Source organism: Streptomyces hokutonensis, from assembly GCF_000376565.1.
In the GTDB taxonomy this organism is placed as follows: domain Bacteria; phylum Actinomycetota; class Actinomycetes; order Streptomycetales; family Streptomycetaceae; genus Streptomyces; species Streptomyces hokutonensis.
The window spans coordinates 50,461-74,157 of sequence record NZ_BARG01000050.1 but is presented as its reverse complement, the minus strand read 5'-3'; the positions used below and the strand labels follow the sequence as shown (position 1 = coordinate 74,157).

General features: G+C 71.5%; 22 protein-coding genes. 9 read left to right on the top strand and 13 right to left on the bottom strand.

Going from position 1 to position 23,697, the window contains the following annotated elements:
• The first annotated feature begins 2 nt into the window (after window positions 1-2).
• From SSP08S_RS30700 to SSP08S_RS30670, 7 genes are read left to right on the top strand one after another with little or no spacing between them, the layout of a single operon-like run.
• A complete protein-coding gene (locus SSP08S_RS30700) occupies window positions 3-1,256 on the top strand; it encodes a TRAFAC clade GTPase domain-containing protein (RefSeq protein WP_019071486.1) in 1,254 nt (417 codons plus the stop codon).
• Window positions 1,253-4,015 (top strand): GTPase-associated protein 1-related protein, encoded by a 2,763-nt coding sequence (locus SSP08S_RS30695; protein WP_019071485.1) that lies wholly within the window; start codon window positions 1,253-1,255, stop codon window positions 4,013-4,015. The genes SSP08S_RS30700 and SSP08S_RS30695 overlap by 4 nt, the downstream gene beginning before the upstream one ends.
• Window positions 4,012-5,613, top strand: a complete 1,602-nt coding sequence (locus SSP08S_RS30690; RefSeq protein ID WP_019071484.1) for a TRAFAC clade GTPase domain-containing protein — start codon at window positions 4,012-4,014, stop codon at window positions 5,611-5,613. Before SSP08S_RS30695 ends, SSP08S_RS30690 begins: the two co-directional genes overlap by 4 nt.
• Window positions 5,610-5,735, top strand: a complete 126-nt coding sequence (locus SSP08S_RS64260; protein WP_019071483.1) for a hypothetical protein — start codon at window positions 5,610-5,612, stop codon at window positions 5,733-5,735. Before SSP08S_RS30690 ends, SSP08S_RS64260 begins: the two co-directional genes overlap by 4 nt.
• Before the next feature lie 53 nt (window positions 5,736-5,788).
• Complete coding sequence (locus SSP08S_RS30680; protein WP_019071482.1) at window positions 5,789-6,457, top strand: vWA domain-containing protein; 669 nt, start codon at window positions 5,789-5,791, stop codon at window positions 6,455-6,457.
• Window positions 6,451-7,338, top strand: coding sequence for a PP2C family serine/threonine-protein phosphatase (locus SSP08S_RS30675; protein ID WP_019071481.1), 888 nt, complete (start codon window positions 6,451-6,453; stop codon window positions 7,336-7,338). Before SSP08S_RS30680 ends, SSP08S_RS30675 begins: the two co-directional genes overlap by 7 nt.
• Window positions 7,339-8,676 carry a serine/threonine protein kinase gene (locus tag SSP08S_RS30670; protein ID WP_019071480.1) on the top strand — a complete coding sequence of 446 codons (1,338 nt, stop codon included), beginning with the start codon at window positions 7,339-7,341 and terminating at the stop codon, window positions 8,674-8,676. It begins immediately after the preceding gene.
• A 41-nt stretch (window positions 8,677-8,717) separates the two neighbouring features.
• On the opposite strand, the gene SSP08S_RS30665 is transcribed toward SSP08S_RS30670, so the two are convergent.
• From SSP08S_RS30665 to SSP08S_RS30640, 6 genes are all read right to left on the bottom strand, one after another.
• Window positions 8,718-9,041, bottom strand: coding sequence for a hypothetical protein (locus SSP08S_RS30665; protein WP_019071479.1), 324 nt, complete (start codon window positions 9,039-9,041; stop codon window positions 8,718-8,720).
• Between the two features lie 26 nt (window positions 9,042-9,067).
• The gene (locus tag SSP08S_RS30660) at window positions 9,068-10,564 is read right to left on the bottom strand and encodes an AbeC-like domain-containing protein (protein ID WP_245607985.1); all 1,497 of its coding nucleotides are present in this window, start codon (window positions 10,562-10,564) and stop codon (window positions 9,068-9,070) included.
• A gap of 224 nt (window positions 10,565-10,788) precedes the next feature.
• Complete coding sequence (locus tag SSP08S_RS30655; protein ID WP_019071477.1) at window positions 10,789-11,406, bottom strand: mycothiol-dependent nitroreductase Rv2466c family protein; 618 nt, start codon at window positions 11,404-11,406, stop codon at window positions 10,789-10,791.
• A 55-nt stretch (window positions 11,407-11,461) separates the two neighbouring features.
• Window positions 11,462-12,094, bottom strand: a complete 633-nt coding sequence (locus SSP08S_RS30650) for a TIGR03086 family metal-binding protein (RefSeq protein WP_019071476.1) — start codon at window positions 12,092-12,094, stop codon at window positions 11,462-11,464.
• 25 nt (window positions 12,095-12,119) lie between these two features.
• On the bottom strand, window positions 12,120-13,142 hold the full coding sequence (locus SSP08S_RS30645) for a ketopantoate reductase family protein (RefSeq protein ID WP_019071475.1): 1,023 nt from the start codon (window positions 13,140-13,142) through the stop codon (window positions 12,120-12,122).
• A 45-nt stretch (window positions 13,143-13,187) separates the two neighbouring features.
• Window positions 13,188-13,736: a DUF1697 domain-containing protein gene (locus SSP08S_RS30640; RefSeq protein ID WP_019071474.1), complete on the bottom strand. Its 549-nt coding sequence runs from the start codon at window positions 13,734-13,736 to the stop codon at window positions 13,188-13,190.
• A gap of 399 nt (window positions 13,737-14,135) precedes the next feature.
• Here SSP08S_RS30640 and SSP08S_RS30635 point away from each other — a divergent pair, with 399 nt between their 5' ends.
• Complete coding sequence (locus SSP08S_RS30635; protein WP_019071473.1) at window positions 14,136-16,379, top strand: MMPL family transporter; 2,244 nt, start codon at window positions 14,136-14,138, stop codon at window positions 16,377-16,379.
• Between the two features lie 114 nt (window positions 16,380-16,493).
• Here the strand turns inward: SSP08S_RS30635 and SSP08S_RS30630 are convergent, their stop codons facing one another.
• The 6 genes from SSP08S_RS30630 to SSP08S_RS30605 form a co-directional block, all read right to left on the bottom strand.
• Window positions 16,494-17,114, bottom strand: a complete 621-nt coding sequence (locus tag SSP08S_RS30630) for an LbetaH domain-containing protein (RefSeq protein ID WP_019071472.1) — start codon at window positions 17,112-17,114, stop codon at window positions 16,494-16,496.
• Between the two features lie 23 nt (window positions 17,115-17,137).
• Window positions 17,138-17,353 (bottom strand): hypothetical protein, encoded by a 216-nt coding sequence (locus SSP08S_RS30625; protein ID WP_019071471.1) that lies wholly within the window; start codon window positions 17,351-17,353, stop codon window positions 17,138-17,140.
• Window positions 17,354-17,458: 105 nt separating this feature from the next.
• Complete coding sequence (gene erm / locus SSP08S_RS30620; protein ID WP_019071470.1) at window positions 17,459-18,238, bottom strand: ErmE/ErmH/ErmO/ErmR family 23S rRNA (adenine(2058)-N(6))-methyltransferase; 780 nt, start codon at window positions 18,236-18,238, stop codon at window positions 17,459-17,461.
• 413 nt (window positions 18,239-18,651) lie between these two features.
• Window positions 18,652-19,935, bottom strand: a complete 1,284-nt coding sequence (locus SSP08S_RS30615) for an ABC transporter substrate-binding protein (RefSeq protein ID WP_019071469.1) — start codon at window positions 19,933-19,935, stop codon at window positions 18,652-18,654.
• Window positions 19,935-20,768: a carbohydrate ABC transporter permease gene (locus SSP08S_RS30610; RefSeq protein WP_019071468.1), complete on the bottom strand. Its 834-nt coding sequence runs from the start codon at window positions 20,766-20,768 to the stop codon at window positions 19,935-19,937. Before SSP08S_RS30610 ends, SSP08S_RS30615 begins: the two co-directional genes overlap by 1 nt.
• Before the next feature lie 26 nt (window positions 20,769-20,794).
• Complete coding sequence (locus SSP08S_RS30605) at window positions 20,795-21,745, bottom strand: carbohydrate ABC transporter permease (RefSeq protein ID WP_026178967.1); 951 nt, start codon at window positions 21,743-21,745, stop codon at window positions 20,795-20,797.
• 171 nt (window positions 21,746-21,916) lie between these two features.
• Here SSP08S_RS30605 and SSP08S_RS30600 point away from each other — a divergent pair, with 171 nt between their 5' ends.
• Entirely contained in the window at window positions 21,917-22,780 is an 864-nt protein-coding gene (locus SSP08S_RS30600; protein WP_019071466.1) for a phosphotransferase enzyme family protein, read from the top strand.
• A 121-nt stretch (window positions 22,781-22,901) separates the two neighbouring features.
• On the opposite strand, the gene SSP08S_RS30595 is transcribed toward SSP08S_RS30600, so the two are convergent.
• The gene (locus tag SSP08S_RS30595) at window positions 22,902-23,624 is read right to left on the bottom strand and encodes a 3'-5' exonuclease (RefSeq protein ID WP_019071465.1); all 723 of its coding nucleotides are present in this window, start codon (window positions 23,622-23,624) and stop codon (window positions 22,902-22,904) included.
• Between the last annotated feature and the right edge of the window lie 73 nt (window positions 23,625-23,697).

The following is a 23,697-nucleotide window of genomic DNA, read 5'->3' as shown; positions in this document are numbered from 1 at the left end:
CCATGACGACCGTCATCTGCCCCTACTGCTTCGCCCGCACTTCGGCGGCCAAACTGCCCTACCGGTGCCTGATGACCCCGAACGGAGTGCGCGGGGGCTCGCCCTGCGGGCCCGAACGGGACGACGTCTGGGCCGGGTTCGTGGGCCCCGGGGTCAATCCGGCGGCCCTGCTGCGGGGGCCGGTGTTCGCCCCGGCGCGCGGGATGGCCTCGCTGGCGTCCGGGCTGCGGCCCGGCTCCGGCAGCAGCGTGCCCTGCCCGGACTGCGGGGTGACGACCACGGTCCGCGTCTGCGCGTCCTGCCACAGCGACCTGCCCAGCGACTACTGCGACCAGGACAGCCGCATCATCGCGCTGGTCGGCGCGAAGGCATCCGGCAAGAGCACCTATGTGTCCGTGCTGGTCAACGAGTTGAACCAGCGGGTCGGGCAGGCCTACCACGCCTCACTGGCGGCGATGGGGCAGTCCACGCAGCAGCGGGACCGGGAGATGGCGGAGGACCTGTACGAGCGGCTGCGGCTGCCCGACGCGACCCGCCCGGCGGCGCTCGGCTTCAACGACCCGCTCCTGTACCGGCTGAGCGTGCCCCGCCGCAGCAGACTCGGCAACGGCACCCGGCACACCACCCTGGTCTTCTTCGACGCGGCGGGCGAGGACCTCGCGGGCGCCGAGGCGATGGACCGCTACACCCGCTACCTCAGCGCGGCCGACGGCATCGTCCTCCTGGTGGACCCGCTGCAACTGGGCTCCGTACGGGACCGGTTGCCGCTCCAGGACGGCCCGCCGCTGCCCACGGTGGAGACACCGCCGCAGCAGATCGCCGCCGACCTGGCCGCCCAGCTGCGCGCCCACGGCAAGGGCGGCGCGCGCGGCCGGGTGACCACGCCGATCGCGGTCGCGGTGACGAAGACGGACATGCTCAAGCCGCTGCTCGACCCGCACTCGCCGGTGCTGCGCAACGCCCCGCACCCGGAGGGCATGTTCGACGAGGACGACCGGCTCGCCGTGCACGAGGAGATCCGGTCCCTGATGGCGGACTGGGACTCGGGCGCGCTGATGCGCCAACTGGAGCTGGACTTCGCGCGGTTGTCGATGTTCGGGCTCTCGGCGCTGGGTGCGCCGCCGCCCGCCGACGCGCCCGCCGACGTGCCGAAGTCGGGGCCGCAGCCGGTGCGGGTGGAGGATCCGCTGCTGTGGCTGCTGGCGCTGCGCGGAGTGCTGCCGGTCCGTACCACCGCGAAGGGGCGAGTCAAGTGACCCTGGCCCAGCTGCACTACACCTCGGCGCCGCCCGGTCCCGACGGCTCCGGCTTCCGGTTCACGGCGGTCAGCGCGGGAGTTCCGCAGGGGCTGCTGCGGGAGGCCGAGCAGCTCATCGGGTACGAGCCGCCGCGCGACTGCCCGGCCCGGCCCGACGCCGAACAGCTCAAGGGCTTCCCGAAGGCCTTCAGCTTCAGCGAACTGGCCGACGGCGGACGGCTGTTGAGCCGCACGGTGTACATCGGCGCGGACTACAGCGGGCGCTGGGGGAACTTCCACGCGCACGCCGTCCATCTGCCCTCGGGCACCCGGCTGCCGGACGGCGCGCTGCCCATCACCGCGTGGGAGTCGCCGCGTTGGGCGGACGCGACTCCCCCGGACGGCAGGCCCGAGCCGGTGGACCGTATCGAACCGTCCGGGGTGCTGCGCAAGGAGGCGCTGGTCGCGTTCGCGGTGTCCCGGGCGGGGTGGCTCGCGCCGTTCTTCGCCGATCTGCGGGCGGTCGCGGCGGACCCGGGTGCCGGGCAGCTCGTGGTGGTGGAGCACGACAGCGCCGATGTGGCGCAGTGGATCGCGCTGGCCTGCGCGGTCCTGCCCCGGGAGCAGGCGCACCGGCTCACCTTCACGACGTACACCCGCCGTCCCCAGCAGGCCCGCCAGCAGATCGTGGGCGCGCTGCCGTCCTCGGAGTCGGTGGCCCACGACCACCGCTACCGGGTGCACGACTGCACCGGGCGGCAGCCGTCCGGGCCGGTCGCGGACACCTGGGCCGAGGTGTGCGCCCGGATCTGGCGCGCGGGCCGCGCCGACCTGTTCCACAACGACCCCGAGGATCTGGGGCAGTTGGCGGTGACCGCGCTGACGGCGGGCATCGAGCTGCGGGCCGACGCCCGTGCGACGGCGGCCCGTTGGGCGGCCGAGGGCGCGGGCGCGCTGTCGGACGAGACGCTGACGGCACTGGTCGCCGGGTTGTGCGGCGGCCCGCTGCCCGCGCCGGGCGCGGTGGCGGACGAGGCCGAACAGGCGGCGCTGGCCGCCCTGTTGGCCCGGCTGGACGGGCAGGTGCCGACCGTGGTGTCGGCCCCGCTGGCCGCACGGGTGCTGGCGTCGGCGGTGCTCGGCCGGGGACCGGTGCCGATGCTGCGGGCCGGGTCGCTGACGCCCCGGGCGCACGACGAACTGGCCCGCGATCTCGCGCCCACGCTGCGGGCCGGGCTCGCGGACCCGCAGGAGCCGCCCACCGGACGGCCGCTGGCCCTGCTGCGGGTGGCCGATCTGCTCGACATCGACTGTCAGGACCAACTGCCGGACCTGGCCGGGCGGTTGGCCCGGGAGCTGGTGAGCCGGCCGGCGGACCCGGCCGCGGCGGACGGCGACGGGAAGCGGTCGCGGGACCTCCGTGCGCCGGGGCAGCCGGGGCCGACAGACCGACCTGGGCACCAGCGGCCCCGCACGGGCGGCGACCCGCTGCCCGACCCGCCGACGCACGAGCCCCGCGTGCCGGGCTCGCCACCGCACAGCCCTCGCACGCCCTCCTCACCACCGCGCGACCTCCACGTGCCCGACCCACCGACGCACGGCCCCCGCGTGTCCGGCCTGTCACCGCACAACCCCACCGTGCCCGGCCGTCCGGATCCCGTCGCGCCGCGCGCGGGCGCGGACCGTCCCGCCGTGGGCTGTCCGCCCGCGCTGCTCGACGCGGTGCACGCGCACCCCGGGCTGCGGGTGGCGCTGTTCGGGTCGCTCAACGCGCTGGCCGTGGCCGAACCGACCGCCGTGGCAGGGGTGTTGACGGGTTCCGGGCTGCCCGTCGCGATGCACCCCGGGTTCCCGCATCTGCGGATGTGCGTCACGCCCGCCCGGGCGGGCGACCGGCTCGCGCGGTTCCACGAGGTGGTCCGCACCGCCGGGGTCTCGCCGCACGCCGACCCGACCGTACTGCGCACCGCCCTCCGACTCACCTGGCCCGGCGAGCTGCCCACCGGCCAGGAGGCGAGCCTGCTGCTGAACGAGCTGGGGTCCGACACCCACCGCGCGGCCGGCACCCGGGACCTGCTGATCGAGGCCGCACTCGGCGCTCCCCGGGACGACCGTGACGTACCGGCCCTCGCGGTCGACCTGCTGCGCTGTTTCAACACCGAGCTGCGGCCGGGGCAGCGGGCGGCGCTGCTCCTCCTGGAGTTCACCGGGCTGCTGGGCACCGAGGGCGAGGGCGAGGAGTGGGTCCGCCGGGTGCTGAACCTGCGCGACGGCGCCGCCGAACCGGTGCCGGACCCGGTCGTCGACCGTGCCTTCCGGGCCCTCGCACGGAGGCTGCTCGACGGGGACGTACCGGAGAACGAGCTGTACGCGCTGGCCCGTTCGGGTGAACCTCGGCTGCTCGCTGCGTACGAGCGGGCGGGCCGATCGGACCGGGTGGGCGACCGGTTGCGGACCGTGCCGGCGTATGTCGCCGCCCGGTTCTGCGACTGGAGCGCGTTCCCCGGAACCCATCCGGCCTGGGACGAGACCCGGACGACCCTGCTGACGAAGGTGCTGCGGCCGATCGTGCGGGTGCTGCCCGCCGAGGACCTGACCGAGGTCGAGTCGGCGCTCGGCCGCGCGGGCCGCGGCAAGCTCGACGCGTACCGCGCCTGGAATCGCCCCGGCGCCCTGGGGCGTCTCGCGGGACGGCTGTCCGGTCGCGGACGGCGCCCCGACCAGCCCGGTGTGTGGTCCGGGGACATGGAACCGCCGAGCGGGGGAGGCCGCCGATGACCGCCTTCTCGCCGCTGCTGCTCCTGGCCGTGTGGACCGGGATCGTCGCGGCCGGCCTCTGTCTCGGCCGACTGCTGTGGGTGTTCCTGTGGATCGGCGCGCGGGCCGTCTGGCGGGGCCTCGGCCCCTGGCAGCCGGGCCGCGCCGACCAGCGGGTCCCGCACATCGCCGCGGGCGCCGAACCCGCCCGTCCCGGCTACTACTGGCGGCAGTTGTGGGTCGACGCCGCATCGGCCGGCGGCTACGGCATACGGGTCGTATGGGCCGCGTTCGCCGATCCGTGGCTGCACCGCAACGTCCGCAACCTGTTCCAGGGGCGGCACCCGTCGGGCCTGCGCGGCCGGGCACCGGTCAACCGCTTCGGGTACGCCGTCCTGCTGGCGCCGGGTGTCTTCCTCGGCGCGCTGCTCGGCGCGGCCCTCGCCACCGTCCTGCTCGGTGTGTCGCTGCTGTTCTTCGCCCTGCTGGTCGGCCTGGTGTGGCTGGGCTGTGCGACGGCGGTGCCGGTGCTGCGCGGGGTGGAGTACGGCCGGACACTGGTCCACGGCATTCGCGTCAAGTGCCCTTATCCCGGCTGCTACTTGCCGGTGCCGCTGGCCGTGCACCGCTGCCCCGGCTGCCGCGCCTCGCACGGTTCGCTGCGGCCCGGCCGCTACGGCGTGCTGTGGCACCACTGCGCGTGCGGGCAGCGGCTGCCCACGACCCGGCTCGCCGGGCGCGGCGGACTGACCGCCCTGTGCCCGCACTGCGACCGGGTGCTGCCCGAGACGGCCGGCTCCACCCGGGTCGTGCACGCCCCGCTGGTCGGCGGCACCTCCTCGGGCAAGACGATGCTGATGGCGGCCATGGTCGAGGGCCTGCACGCCTGGGCCCGCCACGGCGACCTGCGCGTCGACTACGCCTCCGCCGACGACCGCCACACCTTCAACGACCTCAACCAGGAGCTGAACAGCACCGGTTGGGCCCACGCGACGACCGGCGGCCAGCCCCGCGCACTGATGCTGACGGTGAGCCGCGGGCGCCGGCGGCGGCTGCTCTATCTCTACGACCCGATGGGCGAGTCGGTGAGCGACGCCGAACGGATGCGCGCCCAGCAGTACTTGAAGCACACGGACGGTGTGGTCCTGGTCGCCGATGTGCTGGCCGACCCCAAGGTGCGCGGCCGGCTCGGCCCCGAGGACACCGAGCGGGCCGGGGATGCGCGCCCCTCCCCGCAGGGTCCCTGGGAGACGTACCAAAAGCTCACCGGCGAGCTCAACGCGCTGACCGGTCGCCGCAAACGGCTGTCCGTGGCCACCGTCGTCACCAAGCGGGACGTCCTGGACCGGCTGGTCACGCTGCCCGTCCCGGGGGCGCGGGTCGACTCCTGGCTGGCGGAGATCGGGCTCGGCGGGCTGGTCCGGGCCCTCGGGCACGATTTCAGGGAGGCCCGCTACTGGGCGGTGAGCGCCCGGGCCGCCACCGGCACCGGACCGCTGGAGAGCGAGCAACGCCGGGCCGCGGAACCGGTGTTGTGGCTGCTGGCGGCCTCCGGCCTGAAGACGGCCCCGCTCCGCGCACCCGGCGCCGAACCGGAGAAGAGGTACACCCCGGCATGACGAAGGTGACCCCACCGATCGGACACGGACGGCGGCTGCTGGCGGGCCTGTTCGTCACCTCCCTGGTGCTCACGGCCGCCACCCTGGCCTACTTGGCCTACCTGTTCCTCCCCCACCCGTAGCCCCCACTCGCAGAAAGAAAGGACACGGAGTGAGCGACATTCCCGGCGGGCCGATGGCGAACCGGCCGGTCCACTTCATCTGGCTGCTCGACTGCTCGTACTCGATGCAGGGCGAGAAGATCGCCCGGCTCAACTACGCGATCAGAGAAGCGATTCCGGAGATGCGGTCGGTGGCGCACGACAACCCGGCGGCGCAACTGCTGCTGCGGACCGTCACGTTCTCCACCACCGCCCAGTGGCACCATCAAACCCCGGTCCCGGTCGACGACTTCACCTGGCAGGACGTCGAGGTGGACGGCATGACCAACCTCGGCGAGGCCCTGCACCTGGTCTCGCGCGAGCTGCAGAGCCCGCCGATGCCGCAGCGCGCGCTGAAGCCGGTGCTGGCGCTGGCGTCGGACGGGGTCCCGACCGACGACTGGCGGGCAGGGCTGAAGGCGATCGACGCGACACCGTGGGGCCGCAAGGCGGTACGGGTCGCGATCGCGATCGGCGCCGACGCGGACCGCAGTGTGCTGCAGGAGTTCCTGGGCAACCCCGAGCTCCAGCCGCTGGACGCCAACAGCCCCAAACAGCTGGCGGCGGCGATCCGTTGGGCGTCGACGGCGGCGGTGAAGGCGGCCTCGCAGCCGGTCGCGGGCGGTTCCTCGGGGCTGACCCTCACCAAGCAGCCGTACGCGCCGCCGGTCATCGACGACGACGATGACGACGACGTGTGGTGACGCTCGGGGTGCGACGCTGGGAGACGCTGGCCGAGAGCGTGCGGGGCGTCGGCAAGAAACTCAACCAGGACTGGTACGCGTGCGAGGGCACCGGCTCCGGCGACGACCCGCTGCTGCTGGCGGTCGCCGACGGCCACGGCTCGGCCGCCCACTCCCGCAGCGAGATCGGCGCCCGCTTCGCCGTGGACCGCTTCCGCGGCCGGGCCGAACTGTTCGCCCGCGCGGCCCGCGACTGCCATGAACGGGGCCGCCTGACCCGGCTGATGACCTACGCCCGCGACGACTTCCCGCGCGCCCTCGTGCAGGACTGGCGGGAGGAGGCCCTCGGCCACTGGTCCCGGCACCGCCCGGTCGCCGACACCGGCACCCCGGAACCGAGGCAGAGCGAGAAACTGCTGCTCTACGGCACCACGCTCATCGGCGCCGTCCTCACCCCGTGGCTGTTCGTGGCCTGGCAGATCGGCGACGGGGATCTCGCGGTGGTCGAGCACGACGGCACCCTGAGCCGGCCGCTGGCCCCCGCCGAGGAGGACCTCGGCGACGAGACGGAGTCGCTGTGCGGCAAGGAGGCCTGGAGCGCGGTGCGGATGCACTGGGCGCCGGTGTTCGACGAGGCCCGCACCCCGCGCCTGGTGGTGCTGTCGACGGACGGACTCTCGAAGAGCTTCGCCTCGGCCGACGGCTACCGGCAGTTCGTGGCGGGCCTGGACGGCCGGCTGACGACGGAGGGCAGCGAGGGGGTGCGTGCCGTGCTCCCGGAGTGGCTGCGGCAGGCCTCGCAGTACTCGGGCGACGACACCACCCTCGCGGCGGCGCTGCGGCACGCGCCGACGGCGCCGGCGGCCCCGCCCATGGACACGGAACCGAAGACGGAGACATAGATGAGCGGCATGCTCGACAGCGGCACCCGGCTGACCGCGCAGAACGGCGAAGAGATCCAGATCGTCGACATGCTGGGCGCGGGCGGCCAGGGCGAGGTGTACCGGGCCAAGACTCCGGCCGGGGACATGGCCCTGAAGTGGTACTACCCGACCTGCGCGACACCGGAACAGGACGCGATCGTACGGGAGTTGGTGGACCGCGACTTCGACGACGACCGGTTCCTGTGGCCCGAGGCGTATGTGCCCGAGTACCGGGGCTCGTTCGGGTACCTCATGGGCCTGCGGCCGGACCACTTCAAGGGGCTGCCCGCGCTGTTCCGGCGCCAACTGCGCACCTCACCAAGGGCGTTGCTGACGGCGTGCCTGTACACGGTGGAGGCGTACCAGGCGCTGCACTCGCGGGGCATCGCCTACCGGGACATCTCCTGGGGCAACATCTTCTTCGACCCGGCCACCGGTGACGTGCTGGTCTGCGACAACGACAACGCCGTGGTCGAGGGCGACGTCAGCGGCATCTCGGGCACGATGGAGTTCATGGCGCCGGAGCTGGTGCGCGCCGAGCCGGGCGCCCGTCCCGGCACCCAGTCCGACCTGCACTCCCTCGCGGTCCTGCTGTTCATGTTCCTGATGAACCATCACCCGCTGAAGGGCAAACGGGAGTTGGGCATCCACTGCCTCGACGAAGCGGCGGAGCGCAAGCTGTACGGCAGGAGTCCGCTGTTCGTCTTCGACCCGGCCGACGACTCCAACGCGCCGGACCCGATGGAGCACGCGACCGTGCTGGCCACCTGGGACGCGGCGGCCGGGAAGCTCCAGGACCTGTTCCGGCGCGGGTTCACGACCGGGCTGCGCGATCCGGCGTCCCGGGTCCGCGAGTCGGAGTGGCGGGACGCGCTGCGGGCCGTACTGGACTCGGTCGTGGAGTGCGCCGCGTGCGGGCGGGAGAACATGACGGAGCCGGGCGAGAACCCGCCGGCCCGCGCCTGCTGGGGCTGCGGAAGTCAACTCGTCCTCCCGCCGCGGCTGGTGGTGACCACTCCCCCGCCGCGCGCCGAGCACCACATCCGGCTGCGCCGGGCGGCCCGGGTGCAGGCCCACCACCTTCAGGCGGAGCCGACCCGGCACGACTGCTCGGACGCGAGCCTGGTCGCGGAACTGGTCGAACACCCCTCGAAACCGGGCCGGTTCGGCATCGCCAACCGCTCGCAGTCGACCTGGACGGGGACCCGCTCCGACGGCGGCTCACAGCAGATCGAGCCCGGCCAGACGGTCCCCCTGCGCTCGGGCCTCGAACTGGACCTCGGGGGCGGGGCACGGGCGGTCGTCAAGGCCAAGTGAGGTGCGGGGGCGCCCTGTCGGAACGGGGCGCCCCCGCCGCTTCACAGGCCGAGCGCGTGCTTCAGCTGCTCGATGAGGGCGAGCCCGCCGGTGCCGGCCCCGACGCCGATGGTGATGGTCTCCAGCGCGGCCCGGACACGGCCCCGGTTGACGGCCCGGCCCTCCTCGCCCGCCTGGACCAACTCGCCCTGGATGACCTGTGCTTGAGGGACGAGCGCCGGGTGGTCGCCGCGCAGCCGGTTCACGAGCTGCTCGGCGAGCCGCACCACGTCGGCCGCGTCCGTGCCGTTGTTGATCTCGATGCGACCGTGGTCCCCGAAGTTGGACGGCCCGCTGATGTTGCCGTTGAAGTTGTACGTGCTCATACGCCGGCTCCTGTTCCGCGCCCGGTTCAGGGCTGGGGCTGTTGTGCCCCGCCCTGCCCCGGACCCCCGTGTCCCTGCTGACCGTTGACGTTGATCTGTCCGTGGTTGCCGAAGTTGCTGTTGCCCGTGATGTCACCGGAGATGTTGTAGGTCTGGGTGTTGATGATCTGCTGAGCCTTGTCGAAGGAACTCGTGTCGACGTGATGGTCCTTCAGGAACCGCTCGGTCGCGATCAACACGCCCTGCTGCAGCCGGAAGAGGAAGTCCTGCGAGTCGATGCGCTCGGCGTAGCCCGCCTCGCTCCAGTCGCCGATCCACTCGCGCAGGCTGTCGTGGGCGCCGTAGTCGACGATCCAGTGCTGCTCGGTGATGTCCCGGCGCAGCTTCGTCAGGGCCTTCTCGGCGGTACGGCGGCTCCTGCTCCGGTCGCGGATCCGGCCGACGGCGCCGCGCAGTTCGGGCCAGGTGCGTGAGGTGGCGTGCCGGAAGAGGCTCCGCCATCTCTCGGCGCCTGCCACCGGCAGCCGGTCCACCCGGTAGAAGCGGCCGTGCAGCGGCGGGATGGCGTAGGAGGCGACCTCCCAGGTGAGGCTGGGTCCGCTGAGGATCGCCCGCAGGTACATGGAGACGATGATCCGGCCGCCCTCGCCGACGCGCTCCAGGCACAGATGGGTGCGCATGCCCGCGCCGGGGCTCTGCAGCCCGGCCTGCACGAACTGCCGGGGGATCTGCGGGCGCGGCCGGGCGGTGCGGTCGGGCAGCAGTTCGGGGAGCATGTAGGCGTTGCTGCCGAGGACGTAGAGCCGGTTCTTGGCGCGCAGCCCCTGCAGACCGGCGATGCCCTCCATCTCCTTGGCGATGTAGGTGTGCAGGTCGACGGCGTCGAAGGGCAGGATCGTGAGCTTGCCGCCGTTCGGCGCTTCGGCGGGCTTGCTGACGTCGATGGGCTGCCAGACCACTTCCTTGATCTTGCTGCCGCTGCCCACGAACGGGTTGGTGAGGGCCGCCGCGTCCGCGTACGGCAGGACGTTGGCGCGCTTGAGCGAGTGCTCCTGCAGCCAGCTCTCCGCCTCCGGCTCCACGGGCGCGGCGAGCTTCTCGGCCTTGTCGGGGTTGCGGAACACCTCCTGCGCCGCGTCCCGCGCCTGCACCTCCGCGCGGCGGACCAGCCACCAGGAGGCGCCGAGGATGCCGAGCGGGCCGTAGACGCCGACCAGGGCGACGGACCCGCGGCCTTCGACGAGGCCCCATACCGCGACGAGCAGGGAGAGGATCAACGCGGCGAAGAGCCAGGCGAGTTGGCGGTCGAGTGTCTCGCGCCGCAGCAGGGCCGCACGGGCGTGCCGGGCCAGGGCAACGAAGTTGATGCCGAGGGTGAGGCCCAGGGCGGTGAGCCGGTCGCCCGTGAGGCGGTGGTCGACCTCCCGGGCGAACGCCTCGTCGAGATGGACCGACGCGCACAGCCGTCGCGTCACCCCGTCCTTGCGGTACTGCGGCAACGACGGTAGGACCCTGCCCGCCACTGTCCCCCGCCCTTCCGTCCGAATTCGCGCACTTCACCCTAGGGACAACAAGCCTGGTCTGTCCCGGAGTTAAACGAGGTGGCGCCCGAACGGTACACGGGAGCCGCCCGGTTCCGGCACTCCCCTGTGATGTCGGACCCGGACGGCCCGTCCGCACTCTGTACTGCGCTTCTTCCGGCATTCTTGTCACTCCGTGACGACAACTCCGTCCGCACTGTGGACATTCAGTCGAAGGACAGTCCCCCGGTACGCGTCCGCTTCAGTTCGAAGAGGTCCGGGTGCGTGGCCAACACCCGGAAGCTGTCGAAGAGTTCGGCCGCCTTCGCGCCGCGCGGAATCGCCCGCAGCACCGGGCCGAACCACACCGTCCCGTCGACGTGCAGGGTCGGCGTCCCCACATAGCCGCCCGACTCCTCCTCGACGCCCGCCTCATGACTGCGGCGCACGGCGTCGTCGTACGACGGATCGTGGGCGGCGTCGGCGAGTGCGGCGGGGAGACCCAGTTCGGCGAGGGACTCGGCGATCACGGCGTCGAAGTCGTCGTAGCGCCGCTCGTGGATGCGGACGCCGAAGGCCGTGTACAGGTCGCGCAGGACCTTGTCGCCGTGCTGTTCGGCGGCGGCCACGGCGACGCGTACCGGGCCGATCGACCTGTCGACCAACTCCCGGTACCAGTCGGGGAGTTCGTTGCCGATGTTGTGGAGGTAGAGGCTCATCGCGTGGAAGCGGAGGTCGAGCGGGCGCTCGCGCTCGACCTCCAGCAGCCAGCGGGAGGTGATCCAGGCGAAGGGGCAGGCGGGGTCGAAGTAGAAGTCGACGCGGACGGCGGTGTCAGTGCTCATACACGGAACGCTAACCGCCGATTGGGCCGAGTTCTCGATCCAATCATCCGGTATCTCAGTGGTCCAATGTGCTCATGGCCTGTTGCCTCGGGTCCCGTCCGCTGGAGGCGAGGGCCCGCTCGAACACCGGGGCGTCGTCCGGTACCGGCACCGGGTCGGCGAAGCCGTCGTACTGGCGGTAGAGCGCGCCGTGCTTCTCGACCACGTCGAACACGAGGCGGGCGGCGCCGTCCGAGACGCGGTACTCCTGGCCGGTGGCCGTGGCGACGTCCCAGCCGTGCACCGCCAGCTCCTTGATGATCATCGAGGCGAGTTCGTCGGCCGGCATCTTCGCCATGCCGAGGTCGACCTCGCCCTCCCACACCGCCGGGTCGGCCCAGGCGGCGACGGCCCGGTCCAGCTGGGCGGCGTAGGCCTTGGCCCAGTCCGGGTCGGCGGTGAAGTCGCGGGCGGTGAGTTCCTCGGAGAGCTGCTTGCGCAGGGCGCGGTGCTCCAGGCCGTGCGAGGTGTAGAGGACCCAGTGGTTGACCATCGCGCGGACGTCCCAGTCAGGGCAGTGCGTGGGGTCGTCGAGCTGGGTCGCACGGACACCGCGCGCGACTCGGGCCGCCTCGGCGGCGCATTCGATCATGTACGGGTGCAGGTCGTGGTGGTTCGACCGGTCCGGGTGCAGGTCGTCGTTGCTCATGCACCCCACGCTAGGCAGCGCGCCGTCAGGACTCTTGAACAAACGCGACAGCCTCGTCGGCGAGGCGGACCAGCTCGTCGAACGGCAGCGAACCGGCCGCCCTGCGCTCGCGCGCGAAGCCGTTGGCCAGCCGTTGCAGCAGGTCGTTGAGGGGTGTCGGTACGCCGTGCAGCCGTCCCAGCAGCGCGATCTCGCCGTTGAGGTAGTCGGCCTCGATGGTGCCGGTGCCCCGGTTCAGCGACTGCCAGGAGGAGCCGCCGCCGCGCGGTGCGCCTTCGATCTCCACGAGCTGGATCTTGTCGCCGCGCGCCTCCTTCTCCTCCTCGGCGCTCGCGTACGCGACACCGGCCGCGTCGAGCACGGCCACGCCCTCGGCCCGCACCCGCCCGTAGAACGCGAAGCTCTCCTCGCTGCCGAGCGGCCCGGAGACCGCCTCGATCGCGTTGGCGAGGTTGCCGAGCAGCTTGGAGTACTGCCAGCGCGTGACGTCCGGCACGACCGGCGCCTCGAACCGCGACTTCTCCAGGTCGGCGGCGATCAGCCGGGCGGTCTCGTCCGTGCCGTGCGGACAGCGGCCCAGGTGCAGGATGCCGGTGAGGGGAGCGCCCTCGGCGGCGACCACGCCCGGTTCGACGAAGGTCGCGGGCAGCCAGACGCAGACGCCGTACACCCGCCGGAAGCGGCGCAGCGCCAGGCGCTGGCTCTCCACCCCGTTCTGCGCGCACACGACGGGCAGCCGCTCGGCGGCCGTACCGCCGCCGGCGACCGGCGCGGGTCCCCAGGCCGCGAGCGCGACCTCGCTGTCCTGCGTCTTGACGGCGAGCAGGAGGACGTCGTCGGGCCTCAACTCACCGAGTTCCGCGGGCTCTTGGACAACCGGCAGCCGGTACGTCGACTCGCCGTCCGGCACCTTGAGCCGCAGCCCGTGCTCGGCCAGTGCCGCCCGTTGCGCACCCCGCGCCACGAGGACGACCTCGCACCCCGCCCCGGCCAGCCGGCCACCGATGGCTCCGCCGACCGCCCCTGCTCCGATGATGATGTAGCGCATGGGAACGAGCCTCGCACAGTTGGATCTCTCCCTCCACGAGGGATCTCAACCGCCGGTCAGCTCCACCAGTTTGAGCACGGTGTTCCAGTTGCGGGTGGTGGCGATCAGCCCCTTGTTCAGGCGCGGCCGGGCCAGCTCGACGGCGAGCTTGGAGCGGCCGAGGCCGTCGGGGGCGTAGAGATACAGCGCGCGGTCGCCGAGGCGGAACTCCTCGGGGAGGAAGGCGGATTGGTCGAGCCCCTCGAAGCGGTCCTCCGCGACCGGCAGCGAGTAGTACGTGACATGGAGCTGCTTGGCCTCCAACTCGGCGGCCGGGAAAGGGCAGTTGTCGGCGACGGCCTTGAGGTAGGCGTGGTCGCGGACGACGACGTCGACCGTGAAGCCGAACCGCTCCTCGACGGCCCGGGCGATCTCCGCCGCGTGGGAGTCCTCGTCCCCGTGGCCGCTCGTGAACACGGCCTGGCCGCTCTGGAGGTAGGTGCGGACGTCGTCGTGTCCGAGGCCTTCGAGGAGTGCGCGCAGCTCGGCCATCGGGAGCTTCTTGTTGCCGCCCACGTTGATCCCGCGCAGCAGCGCCGCATACGTCGTCGTCATCCGCACACCATAAAGCGGCCTTCGTGCCCCGTGGGGGTGGGCACGACGGCCGCTTCTTGTGGTGCGTGGGTGCGCGGAAACTCTCGCGGATGAGGTGGCTCCGGATCAACAGTTATGGGCACACCTACAAGCACCTGTGACTTGTTCAACAAGGTTTCTTAATAACAAAGCGGACCCCGGCCGACGCATCGGACACCCTGATCACCACCCCCGAGGCGGCCGGGTAGATGTAAGGGGCCGCTGTCCTCCCCAGTGGTGAGGACCCGGGGTCCGTGCGGAGGAGCCGGGCCGCCGGTACTTCACCGGTCAGCACGAGGGGACGTTCTTATTCCGCGCATACCTTCGATCCATGAGGTGGCGGCAGGGGGCTGTCACCGTGCACAAGGGGGCAAGCCCGTCATGGGGAACGGAGATTCGCGGGTACGGGGGCTCGCCGCCCGGGCCGGCGGCTGGAGCGCCCGGCACCGGTGGGCCGCGGTCGGCATCTGGGTGCTGTTCGTGGTGCTGGCGATGGGAATCGGTTCGGCGGCGGGCCGCGTGGACGTCGACGAGGGCGACCAGCTGAAGGGCGAGACGCACACCGCCGCCACGATCATCGACGACGCCGGGATCAAGGAACCGGCCGGTGAGACCATCCTGATCCAGTCGAAGGACGCGTCGGTCACCTCCACGGACAACGAGTTCCGCACCGCGGTCTCCGCCGTCGTCAAGGCCGTCGAGGGGACCGGCAAGGTCACGGACGTCACCTCGCCGTACGACACGAGGACGATCTCGAAGGACGGCCGGAGCGCGCTCGTCCAGTTCGACATGCGGGGCGACGCGGACACCGCAGGCGACCGGGTGGAGCCGGTGCTGAAGGCCGTCGCCGGGGTGCAGAAGGACCACGGCTCGCTGCGGATCGAGGAGATCGGCGGCGCCAGCATGGCGAAGCAGTACAAGGACGCGTTCGGCAACGACTTCAAGAAGGCCGAGTACTCCGCCGTACCCGTCGCCTTCGGCATTCTGCTGATCGCCTTCGGCGCGTTGGTGGCGGCGCTGCTGCCGGTGGCTCTGGCCATGACCGCGATCATCGCGACGATGGGTCTGATGGGCATCGTCAGCCACGTCCAGCCGATGAGCGACACCGCCAACTCCGTGATGCTGCTTGTCGGGTTGGCCGTCGGCGTCGACTACTGCCTGTTCTATCTGCGCCGCGAACGCGAGGAGCGCGAGGCCGGCCGCGACGCCGGGGCCGCGCTGCGGATCGCCGCCGCGACCAGTGGCCGCGCGATCATCGTCTCCGGTGTCACGGTGTGCGTGGCGATGGCGGGCATGCTGTTCACCGGGCTCGCCGAGTTCGAGGCGATGGGCCTGGCCTCGCTGATGGTCGTCGCGGTCGCCATGGTCGGCTCGGTGACCGTACTGCCCGCGCTGCTCTCGCTGTTGGGCGAGCGGGTCGAGAAGGGCCGTATCCCGTTCCTGCGCCGGCGCGGCCGCCGGGGCAACGGCGAGAGCCGGTTCTGGACCGCCGTCCTGAAGGGCGTGCTCGCCAAGCCGCTCGTCTCCGTGCTCGTCGCGGCCGGCGCGCTGCTGGCGATCGCCGCTCCCGCCGTCGGAATGAAGACCGAGAACCTCACCCTCGACCAGGAGTTCGGCAACTCCCTCCCGATCGTGGGCACTTACAACCGCGTCAACGACGCCTTCCCCGGCGGCTCCGAGCCGGCCGAGGTGGTCGTCAAGGCAAAGGACATCAACTCCCCCGAGGTCAAGCAGGCGTTGGCCGACTTCAAGGCGCAGGCGGTCAGTTCGGGCGCCTCGCTCGGCCCGGTCGACATCAAGCTGCACGACGCGCAGAACGTCGCCTTCGTCTCCGTCCCGCTCGTCGGCGGCTCCGACCAGGACAAGGCCGCGAAGAGCCTGGAGAAACTCCGCGACGACGTGCGCCCCGCCACCCTCGGCAAGGTCGACGGCGTCCAGGCACCGATCACCGGACAGGTCGCCGGTTCGCACGACTTCAACGACCAGCTCCTCGGATCGGTCGTACCGGTCTTCGCGTTCGTCGTGGTCTTCGCCTTCCTGCTGATGCTCCTGTCGTTCCGCTCGCTGACGGTCGCGATCACCTCGATCGTCCTCAACCTCCTTTCGGTGGGCGCCGCATACGGCATCCTCGTCGCCGTGTTCCAACACGGCTGGGGCGCCTCGCTGGTGGGCGCGGAGGGCGTCGGCGCCATCGTCACCTGGCTGCCGCTGTTCCTCTTCGTGATCCTGTTCGGCCTGTCGATGGACTACCACGTGTTCGTCGTCTCCCGCATCCGCGAGGCGAGGCTGCGCGGCCGTACGACCCGCGACGCGATCCAGCACGGCGTGGTCACCACGGCCGGCGTCGTCACCAGCGCCGCGATCATCATGGTCGCCGTCTTCGCGATCTTCGGCACGCTGTCCATGCAGTCCATGAAGCAGATGGGCGTCGGCCTCGCGGCGGCGGTCCTCATCGACGCGACAGTCATCCGGGGCGTCCTGCTCCCCGCGGTGATGGCACTGCTCGGCGAGCGCAACTGGTACTTCCCGAAGTGGCTCCACCGCCTTCCCGACCTCACCCACGACGAGTCCCCGGAGGAGATCACGTCCTCGGTGGCGGGCGAGGGCGAGCGGGTGCGCGTGTAACTCCGCTGGGTTGAGGGCCTGTTCGTATCCAGGGCTCGTATCCAGGGCACAGCAGAGGGACGTACGACCACCGGGTCCGGCCTGCCCAGACCCGGTGGTTCGGCGTCCCGCCAGTCACTTGCTCCGCGGGTGGTAGGCGAGCTGGCGCTCGACGCTCGCCGCGGCGAAGTCGCCGAGGCCGTTCACCACCTCACCGGCCTCCAGTCGGATCCCGCGGGCCAGGCCCGCTCCCTTGAGTACGGCGCCGCGGCGGTCGGGATCGGCGCCGGTGAAGTCGTCGCCTCCGGCCAGCCGGACGCTCCGCGCCGAGATGGCCCCGAGGACCTGGGCACCGTCACCGATGACGCTGGCTCCGACGATCTCGGCACCGTTGAGCAGCCGGACGCGGTTGCCGACCGACAGCACGGAGCCGGGCTGGTCGGCCTTGATCTGCACACCGCCGGGGCCGAGGGAACACTCGTCCCCGATCTCTATCCGCCCACCGTTCGCGGCGATCACCAGCGTCGACGGGTGGAGGGTGTTGCCGCTGCCGACGGAACACGTCCCGCCGTCGCAGCGCACCACGACACCCGGGAAGAAGGTGTTGCCCTCACCGATCTCGGCATCGTCGGCGATCAGCGTCGAGAACGGGTCGAAGACGGTGTTCGTCTCGGCCAGTGCGGCCATCCCTACGAGCGTCAGGAACCCGTTCCTGCGACGGTGCTCGTCCATCAGATCGATGATCTTGTCCTGCACTTCGGGTCAGCTCCCCTGGTCGGTCAGCTCGTAGGTGTCGATGGGTCGGGCCGGCCCGGGCGGTCCGGGCGGTCCGGGCGGGGCAGAAAGCCGTAGTGGATCATCCGCTTGCGCTCAAGGACGACGGCCAGGCCGCAGGGCAGCGGATGCCGAACGGCGAGCTTGCGGGCCGCGGACGGGGGCAGATGCCCGCCGAAGGCTCGATCGAGTGCGAAGAACATCCGCTTGATCCGACCCACTGCCCTCTCCTCGCGATACATGGCCAGGCCCGAGCCCGGAGGCCCTGGCCAGGCCATGCGTCACGCCTGCGCCAGAACCCCGGCATCATACGGAGCGCGGTGGCGCTACGACATCAACTCCTCGTGCAGCCTTAGCCAGTGGTCCGGCGACACCTCGCCGACGAGAACGTGCGGGTCGAGGCGTGCCGCGCGGAACGCGGCGTCCACGCGGCGTCTCGGGTGCGCCCGGCGCAGCGAGGCGTGCAGCGAACCTCCCACTCCCGAGAAGCCCAGTTCGACCAGGTGCCGCCAGCCGCGCAGTTCGGTGGGTTCGAGGAGTGGGGTCCGGCGCCGCTCGATCCTCACGATCCCGGCGTCGACGCGCGGCACGGGGCTGAACCGGCGCCGGTCGACCCGCCCGACGAGCCGCCAGTCGTAACGCGGCCAGCTGCGGACCGTCAGCAGGGTCCAACTCCCGTAGTCCCCGGTGCGTTTGCGGGCGTACTCCAGCTGGGTGAGCAGGGTGGCGTCGGTGAGGGCGGGGGCGCGCAGGCACCAGTCGACGATGTCGGCGGTGCGGGAGAACGGCACGTTTCCGGCGACGGAGAACGGGGTGCGTGGGGGGCGGGTGTCCATGAAGTCGCCTGCGATGACGTGCACTTGGGGTGTTGCGGAGAAGCGGGTGCGGAGCTTCGGTACGAGTCGGGGGTCGATCTCGTGGGCGTGGAGTTCTCGGCAGTGGGGCGCGAGCCTCGCGGTCAACGCGCCTTTTCCCGCGCCTACTTCGAGGAGGAGGGGAATCTGGTGGCCGTCAGGGACGGCCAGGCGGGCGACGAACTCTGCGGTGGCGCGGTCGGCGAGGAAGTTCTGCGAGAGCGCGCGGGAAACGTGCGTGGGGCGGGCCATGGCCTGCGGTCCTTGTCTTCCGTGAAGGGCATACGGGCAGACGAAGGCCCCGACCGGAAGAACAGGGAGAAGTGTCAGCGGGCGTGGACGCCCGGGCCGGTCAGGGCACCGGGGCCGCGGCGCATGCGGATCGCATACGTGCAGCTCCGGCCGAGACCGGAGTAAGTGATCGCGTTCGCGGCTGACATGCCGCTCACGCTAGGTGGGGTCGGTGGAGTGGGGCAACGGGATTTCGTGCTGGGAGGCGCCGTCCGGGGAGGGTGGTGCGGTTGTTCGGTGGGGGCTGGTCGGTGGGGGCTGGTCGGTGGGGGCTGGTCGGTGGGGGCTGGTCGGTGGGGGCTGGTCGGTGGGGGCTGGTCGCGCCCCGCGGCGGAGCCGCGAATGTCACGGCCCCGCGCCCCTAAGGCCTCATCTCATCGTTGGTATCTCGCCAGTACCAAGTTGCCGTCCTTCTCCAGGCGTTGGCGTAGGCCGGTCAGGGTGATCGCGCCGCTGTAGTACTCCTGGAAGGCCGGGGTTGCCACCTTGTCCTTCCATTCCGGGTAGCCGCGTACGGACTGTGCGGGCGCCGAGACGAGGTCGGCGGCGAGTGCCGCTCCGGTGGACCAGTCGTCCTTGGTGGTGTGCAGGGCGGGGTCCTTGAGTGCCTGCGTGCCGGTGGGGAGCATCCAGTCGCCGAGGGCCAGGCGGACCATGTTCTTGGGCTGGAGCAGGAAGTCGATGAACTCGGCGGCCTCCTTCTTGTGCGGGCTGTCCTCGGCGATGGACAGGGTCTGGGGGCTGACGCCCTGGGTGAGGCCGTCGGCGCCGGCCGGGGCGGGCAGCACCTGCCAGTCGAAGCCCTTCGGCGCCTGCTGCACGATCTGCTGGCGGTACGAGAAGCCGAGCGGGACCATCGCGTACTTGCCGCCGAAGAACCCGGGCAGGGTGTCCGAGCCGCCGCTGCCGAGCGTTGTGGGCGAGGCGCTGTGGTCCACGTCCGCCTGGTCGTGGATCGTGCGCGGTACGACCTGGTCGGCCGCGTCGAAGCGGACGGTCACCTTGCCGCCGGCGCTCCGGTGGAACAGCTCGCCGCCCGCCGAGAGGGACAGGTTGAGCGTGGCGGACACGGGCTCCTTGAGGGGCCAGGCCACGCCGTACTTGCCGTCACCGCTCAGCTGTCGGGTGATGGTCCTGAACTCCGGCCAGGTCCAGGGGTGTTCGGGGGTCGGGATGCGTACGCCCGCCTTCTTCAGCCAGGTCGCGTTGGCGATCAGCACCCTCGGTTCCTGGAGGAACGGCACGCCGTAGATCCCGTCCCCGAAGGTCGCCGTCTCCCAACTGCGCTGCGGGATATCGGACTTGAGGCGGGCGGGCAGCAGGTCCCGGAGGTCGGCGAGGTAGCCGCCGTAGGCGAAGTCCGCGAGGTCGTCGGAGGCGTCGTGGATGATGTCCGGCGCCTCACCGCCCTCGAAGGAGGTGAGCAGCTGGTCGTGGACGCTGTCCCAACTGCCCTGTACGTACTCGACCTTGACGTCCGGGTGAGTGGCGTTCCACTCCTTCACCAACTCCTTGTTGGCGGTGACGGACTCCTCCTGCCAGGCGAGGGACTGGAAGCGGAGAGTGATCCGGCCGTTCCCGGAGCCGTTTCCCCCGCCGCCCGTGCAACCGGCGAGGAGCAGGCCCACGACGAGGACGAAGAGCCATCGGGATCGCATCAGTTCTTCACCGCCCCGGTGAGCATGCCGCCCGTGATCCGGCGTTGGATCAGGGCGAAGACGAGCAGGGAGGGGAGGGTCGCGAGGAACGCGGCGGCGGCCAGCGGGCCGAGGTCGGCGACGCCCTCCGCGCCGATGAAGTGGGTGAGGACGACCGGGAGGGTCTGGTGCTCCGGGGTCTTGAGCAGGACCAGCGCGAAGAAGAACTCGTTCCACGCGGTGACGAACGCGAACAGCGCCGTCGCCACGATGCCGGGCGCGAGCAGCGGTGCCGTCACCGATACGAGAGTGCGGAGCTTCCCGGCGCCGTCGACCGCCGCCGCCTCCTCCAACTCGGCCGGTACCGCCCGCACATAACCGACGAGCATCCACAGCGCGAACGGCAGCGACCACACGACGTAGACCATGACCAGACCGGCCAGGGAATCGATCAGCCGCAGGTTCTTCAGCACCAGGAACAGCGGGATGATCACCAGCACGAACGGGAACGCCTGGCTGACCACCACCCACCCGGTCGCGGCCCGCGCGAGCAGGGTCCGGCGCCGGGCCATGACCCACGCCATCGGGGTCGCGATCACCACCGCGATCAGCGCGGCCCCGAGCGCGGCGAGCAGGGAGTTCAACGCGGCGTGCAGCAGCGGCTGTTCGTCGAAGGCCTGGCGGAAGTTGGCGAGGGTGGGGTGCCGGGGAATCCAGGTGGGGTGCAGACTGCCCAGCTCTCGTGGGGACTTGAAGGCGGTGGAGATCAGCCAGAGGAAGGGGAAGGCGAGGAAGACGAGATACGCGAGCAGGGCGACGTACTGTCCGGCGCGGGCACCGGTGCTCGTCCTCATGCCTGTTGTACCGCTGGTCCTGGTCTTCATGCGTCGTCTCCTCCCCGAAGTCGGCCTACGAGGAAGACGGCGAGGAGCACCGAGATCACCGCGACCATCACGCATCCCATCGCCGCCGCGTACCCGAACTGGCCGTAGCGGAAGGCCTCTTCGTAGGCGAAGAGCATGGGCAGCCGGGTGCGGCCGCCGGGTCCGCCGCTGGTCAGGACGTAGACCAGGGCGAACGAGTTGAAGTTCCAGATCAGGTTGAGCGCCGTGATCGACAGCGCCACCGGTCTGAGGGCGGGCCAGGTGACCGTGCGGAAGCGGCGCCAGGCTCCGGCGCCGTCGACGGCCGCCGCCTCGTGGAGTTCGCGCGGGGTGTTCTGCAACCCGGCGAGCAGGGCGACCGTCGTCTGGGGCATGCCCGCCCAGACGCCTACGACGATCACGGCGGGCAGCGCGGTGCCCAGACTGCTGAGCCAGTCGCGGCCGTTCCCGAGGCCGAGGTCGTGCAGGGTCTCGTTGAGGATGCCGGCGTCCGGGTTGTAGACGATCCGCCACATGATGCCGACGACGACCTCGGGCATCGCCCACGGGACGATCGCCAGCGCGCGGGCGAGCCATCTCAGCCGCAGGTCCTGGTTGAGGAGAAGGGCTAGACCGAGGGCGAGCAGGAACTGGGGGACCGTGACTCCGACCGCCCACACCAGCCCGATACGGAACGACTCCCAGAACAGCGTGTCGTGCAGCAGGTCGCGGAAGTTGAGGGCGCCGATCCACTGCGTGGGCGCGGTCCGGCCCGACTGGGAGTCGGTGAAGGCCAGCAGGACGCCGTAGAGGAGGGGGCCGACGCTGAGCACGAGGATCGGGATCAGCGCGGGTAACACCAGGAACCAGGCCGCACGGTCGAAGGCGCGCCGCTGACGGCCCCTGCCCGGCGCGCGGCTCGGCGGCCTCCGCATCTCCGTCGCCGATACCCCCGTCACCGATGTCATGGAATCAGCCCCTTTGCACGGCCCGGTCGGGCCCCGTCATGGTCGTGAACGCCGTGTGCCTCGTCAAGGCACCTCGCATGCCGTCCCACCTGTGCGAATGCGACACTGGCCGTCGGATGGCGGGAACCCGACGCCGTACGCACACGCACAGGGACGACACGGAGGCGGACGATGGACGAGGCTCGGGCCCGGGACGTACTGGCCGCGGCGGACGTACTGTCCGGCCCGGAGCGGGACGCGCGGCTCCTCGCCCTCGGCGAGAACGCGGTGTTCGCCGCCGGTGACCTGGTCGTCAAGGTGGGCCGCGACGCCGAACTCCTCGACCGCGCCCGGCGCGAGCTGGACATCGCGGTGTGGCTGGCCGAGGCGGGCGTGCCGGCGGTGCGGGCCGCCGACCCGAAGGCGCGCCTCGTCGAGGGACATCCGGTGACCGTGTGGCACCGGCTGTCCGATTCCGTATGCCCGGCCGAGCCCCGGGATTTGGCCGAACTGCTACGCCTCGTCCACGCCCTTCCCTCTCCTCCCTTCGAACTCCCGCCCCGCGAGCTGCTGGGTGGGGTGGAGCGCTGGCTGCGGCTCGCGGGTGACGCGATCGATCCGGCGGACGCGGCGTATCTGCGTGAGCGACGCGACGGTTTTGCGGCTGCCGCCGCCGCGCTGGCTCCCCATCTGCCGCCGGGGCCGATCCATGGCGACGCGCTGCCCCGCAATGTGCACGTCGGTCCGGACGGGCCGGTGCTGGTCGATCTCGAGACCTTCTCCGCGGATCTGCGTGAGCACGATCTGGTGGTGATGGCTCTGTCCCGTGACCGCTACGGGGTGCCTGCGGCGGCTTATGAGGAGTTCACCGAGGCGTACGGGTGGGATGTGCGGGAGTGGGCGGGCTGTTCGGTGCTGCGTGGTGCTCGGGAGACGGCCAGCTGTGCCTGGGTTGCGCAGCATGCGCCGAGCAACCCTGAGGCGTTGACCGAGTTCGAGCGTCGGGTGGGATCTTTGCGGGACGGGGACGAGACGGTGCGGTGGTATCCGTTCTGAGCGCCTATTGAACGAGGGTCATCGGTATTCGGGCGACTGACGGTCCGATGTGGCTGGTCGCGCAGTTCCCCGCGCCCCTTTGGGGCGCTTGCCCCTTGCGCCCCATAAAGGCGCCCCGGATTCAGACCGTCTCGTCTTCCAACTCCCGCAGCGGCCACGTGCCGTCGATCACCGCGTCCTGTTCGCCCTTGCGGCGGAGGAAGCTCTGGAAGTCGGCGGCCCACTCCGCGTACCACTCGATCTGGCGGCGGTGCAGTTCGGCGGGGCCGAGGGCGGCGACCTTGGGATGGCGGTCGGCTATCGCGCCGGCGAGGCGCGCGGCGGCGAGAGCGTCGGCCGAGGCGTCGTGGGCGGTGTCGAGGACCACGCCGTACTCCTGGCAGACCGCTTCGAGATTGCGCTTGCCGCGGCGGTAGCGGTCGACGGAGCGGTCGATCGTGTACGGGTCGATGACCGGGGCGGGGTCGATGCCGCCCAGGCGGTCGCGCAGGGACGGGAGTCCGTGCCGGCGCAGCTCGGCGGAGAGCAGGGTGAGGTCGAAGGCCGCGTTGTAGGCGACGACGGGGACGCCGGTCTTCCAGTAGGTCGTGAGGACGTCCGCGATCGCGTCGGCGACCTCGTCGGCCGGGCGGCCCTCGGCGGTGGCGCGTTCGTTCGTGATGCCGTGCACGGCGACGGCGTCGGCCGGGATCTCCACGCCGGGATCCGCCAGCCACTCGCGACGGCCCGCCGGCCGTCCGCCCCTGACCTCTATGACCGCGCCGGTGACGATGCGCGCCTCGCGCGGCTCCGTGCCGGTCGTCTCCAGGTCGAAGCCGATGAGCAGCTCCTGGTGCCAGGCCATGACGGCCCCCCTTCTCGGTGGTGCTTTCCCCCAGTGGTCTCCACCTTCGCATGAGCCACTGACAATCCGAGGA

Bases quoted from the DNA above. Each gene is read 5' to 3' on its own strand.
- SSP08S_RS30700 (WP_019071486.1), top strand. From the start codon at position 3: ATGACGACCGTCATCTGCCCCTACTGCTTCGCCCGCACTTCGGCGGCC.
- SSP08S_RS30690 (WP_019071484.1), top strand. From the start codon at position 4,012: ATGACCGCCTTCTCGCCGCTGCTGCTCCTGGCCGTGTGGACCGGGATC.
- SSP08S_RS64260 (WP_019071483.1), top strand. From the start codon at position 5,610: ATGACGAAGGTGACCCCACCGATCGGACACGGACGGCGGCTGCTGGCG.
- SSP08S_RS30680 (WP_019071482.1), top strand. From the start codon at position 5,789: ATGGCGAACCGGCCGGTCCACTTCATCTGGCTGCTCGACTGCTCGTAC.
- SSP08S_RS30670 (WP_019071480.1), top strand. From the start codon at position 7,339: ATGAGCGGCATGCTCGACAGCGGCACCCGGCTGACCGCGCAGAACGGC.
- SSP08S_RS30665 (WP_019071479.1), bottom strand. From the start codon at position 9,041: ATGAGCACGTACAACTTCAACGGCAACATCAGCGGGCCGTCCAACTTC.
- SSP08S_RS30655 (WP_019071477.1), bottom strand. From the start codon at position 11,406: ATGAGCACTGACACCGCCGTCCGCGTCGACTTCTACTTCGACCCCGCC.
- SSP08S_RS30650 (WP_019071476.1), bottom strand. From the start codon at position 12,094: ATGAGCAACGACGACCTGCACCCGGACCGGTCGAACCACCACGACCTG.
- SSP08S_RS30645 (WP_019071475.1), bottom strand. From the start codon at position 13,142: ATGCGCTACATCATCATCGGAGCAGGGGCGGTCGGCGGAGCCATCGGT.
- SSP08S_RS30640 (WP_019071474.1), bottom strand. From the start codon at position 13,736: ATGACGACGACGTATGCGGCGCTGCTGCGCGGGATCAACGTGGGCGGC.
- SSP08S_RS30635 (WP_019071473.1), top strand. From the start codon at position 14,136: ATGGGGAACGGAGATTCGCGGGTACGGGGGCTCGCCGCCCGGGCCGGC.
- erm (WP_019071470.1), bottom strand. From the start codon at position 18,238: ATGGCCCGCCCCACGCACGTTTCCCGCGCGCTCTCGCAGAACTTCCTC.
- SSP08S_RS30615 (WP_019071469.1), bottom strand. From the start codon at position 19,935: ATGCGATCCCGATGGCTCTTCGTCCTCGTCGTGGGCCTGCTCCTCGCC.
- SSP08S_RS30610 (WP_019071468.1), bottom strand. From the start codon at position 20,768: ATGAGGACGAGCACCGGTGCCCGCGCCGGACAGTACGTCGCCCTGCTC.
- SSP08S_RS30605 (WP_026178967.1), bottom strand. From the start codon at position 21,745: ATGACATCGGTGACGGGGGTATCGGCGACGGAGATGCGGAGGCCGCCG.
- SSP08S_RS30600 (WP_019071466.1), top strand. From the start codon at position 21,917: ATGGACGAGGCTCGGGCCCGGGACGTACTGGCCGCGGCGGACGTACTG.
- SSP08S_RS30595 (WP_019071465.1), bottom strand. From the start codon at position 23,624: ATGGCCTGGCACCAGGAGCTGCTCATCGGCTTCGACCTGGAGACGACC.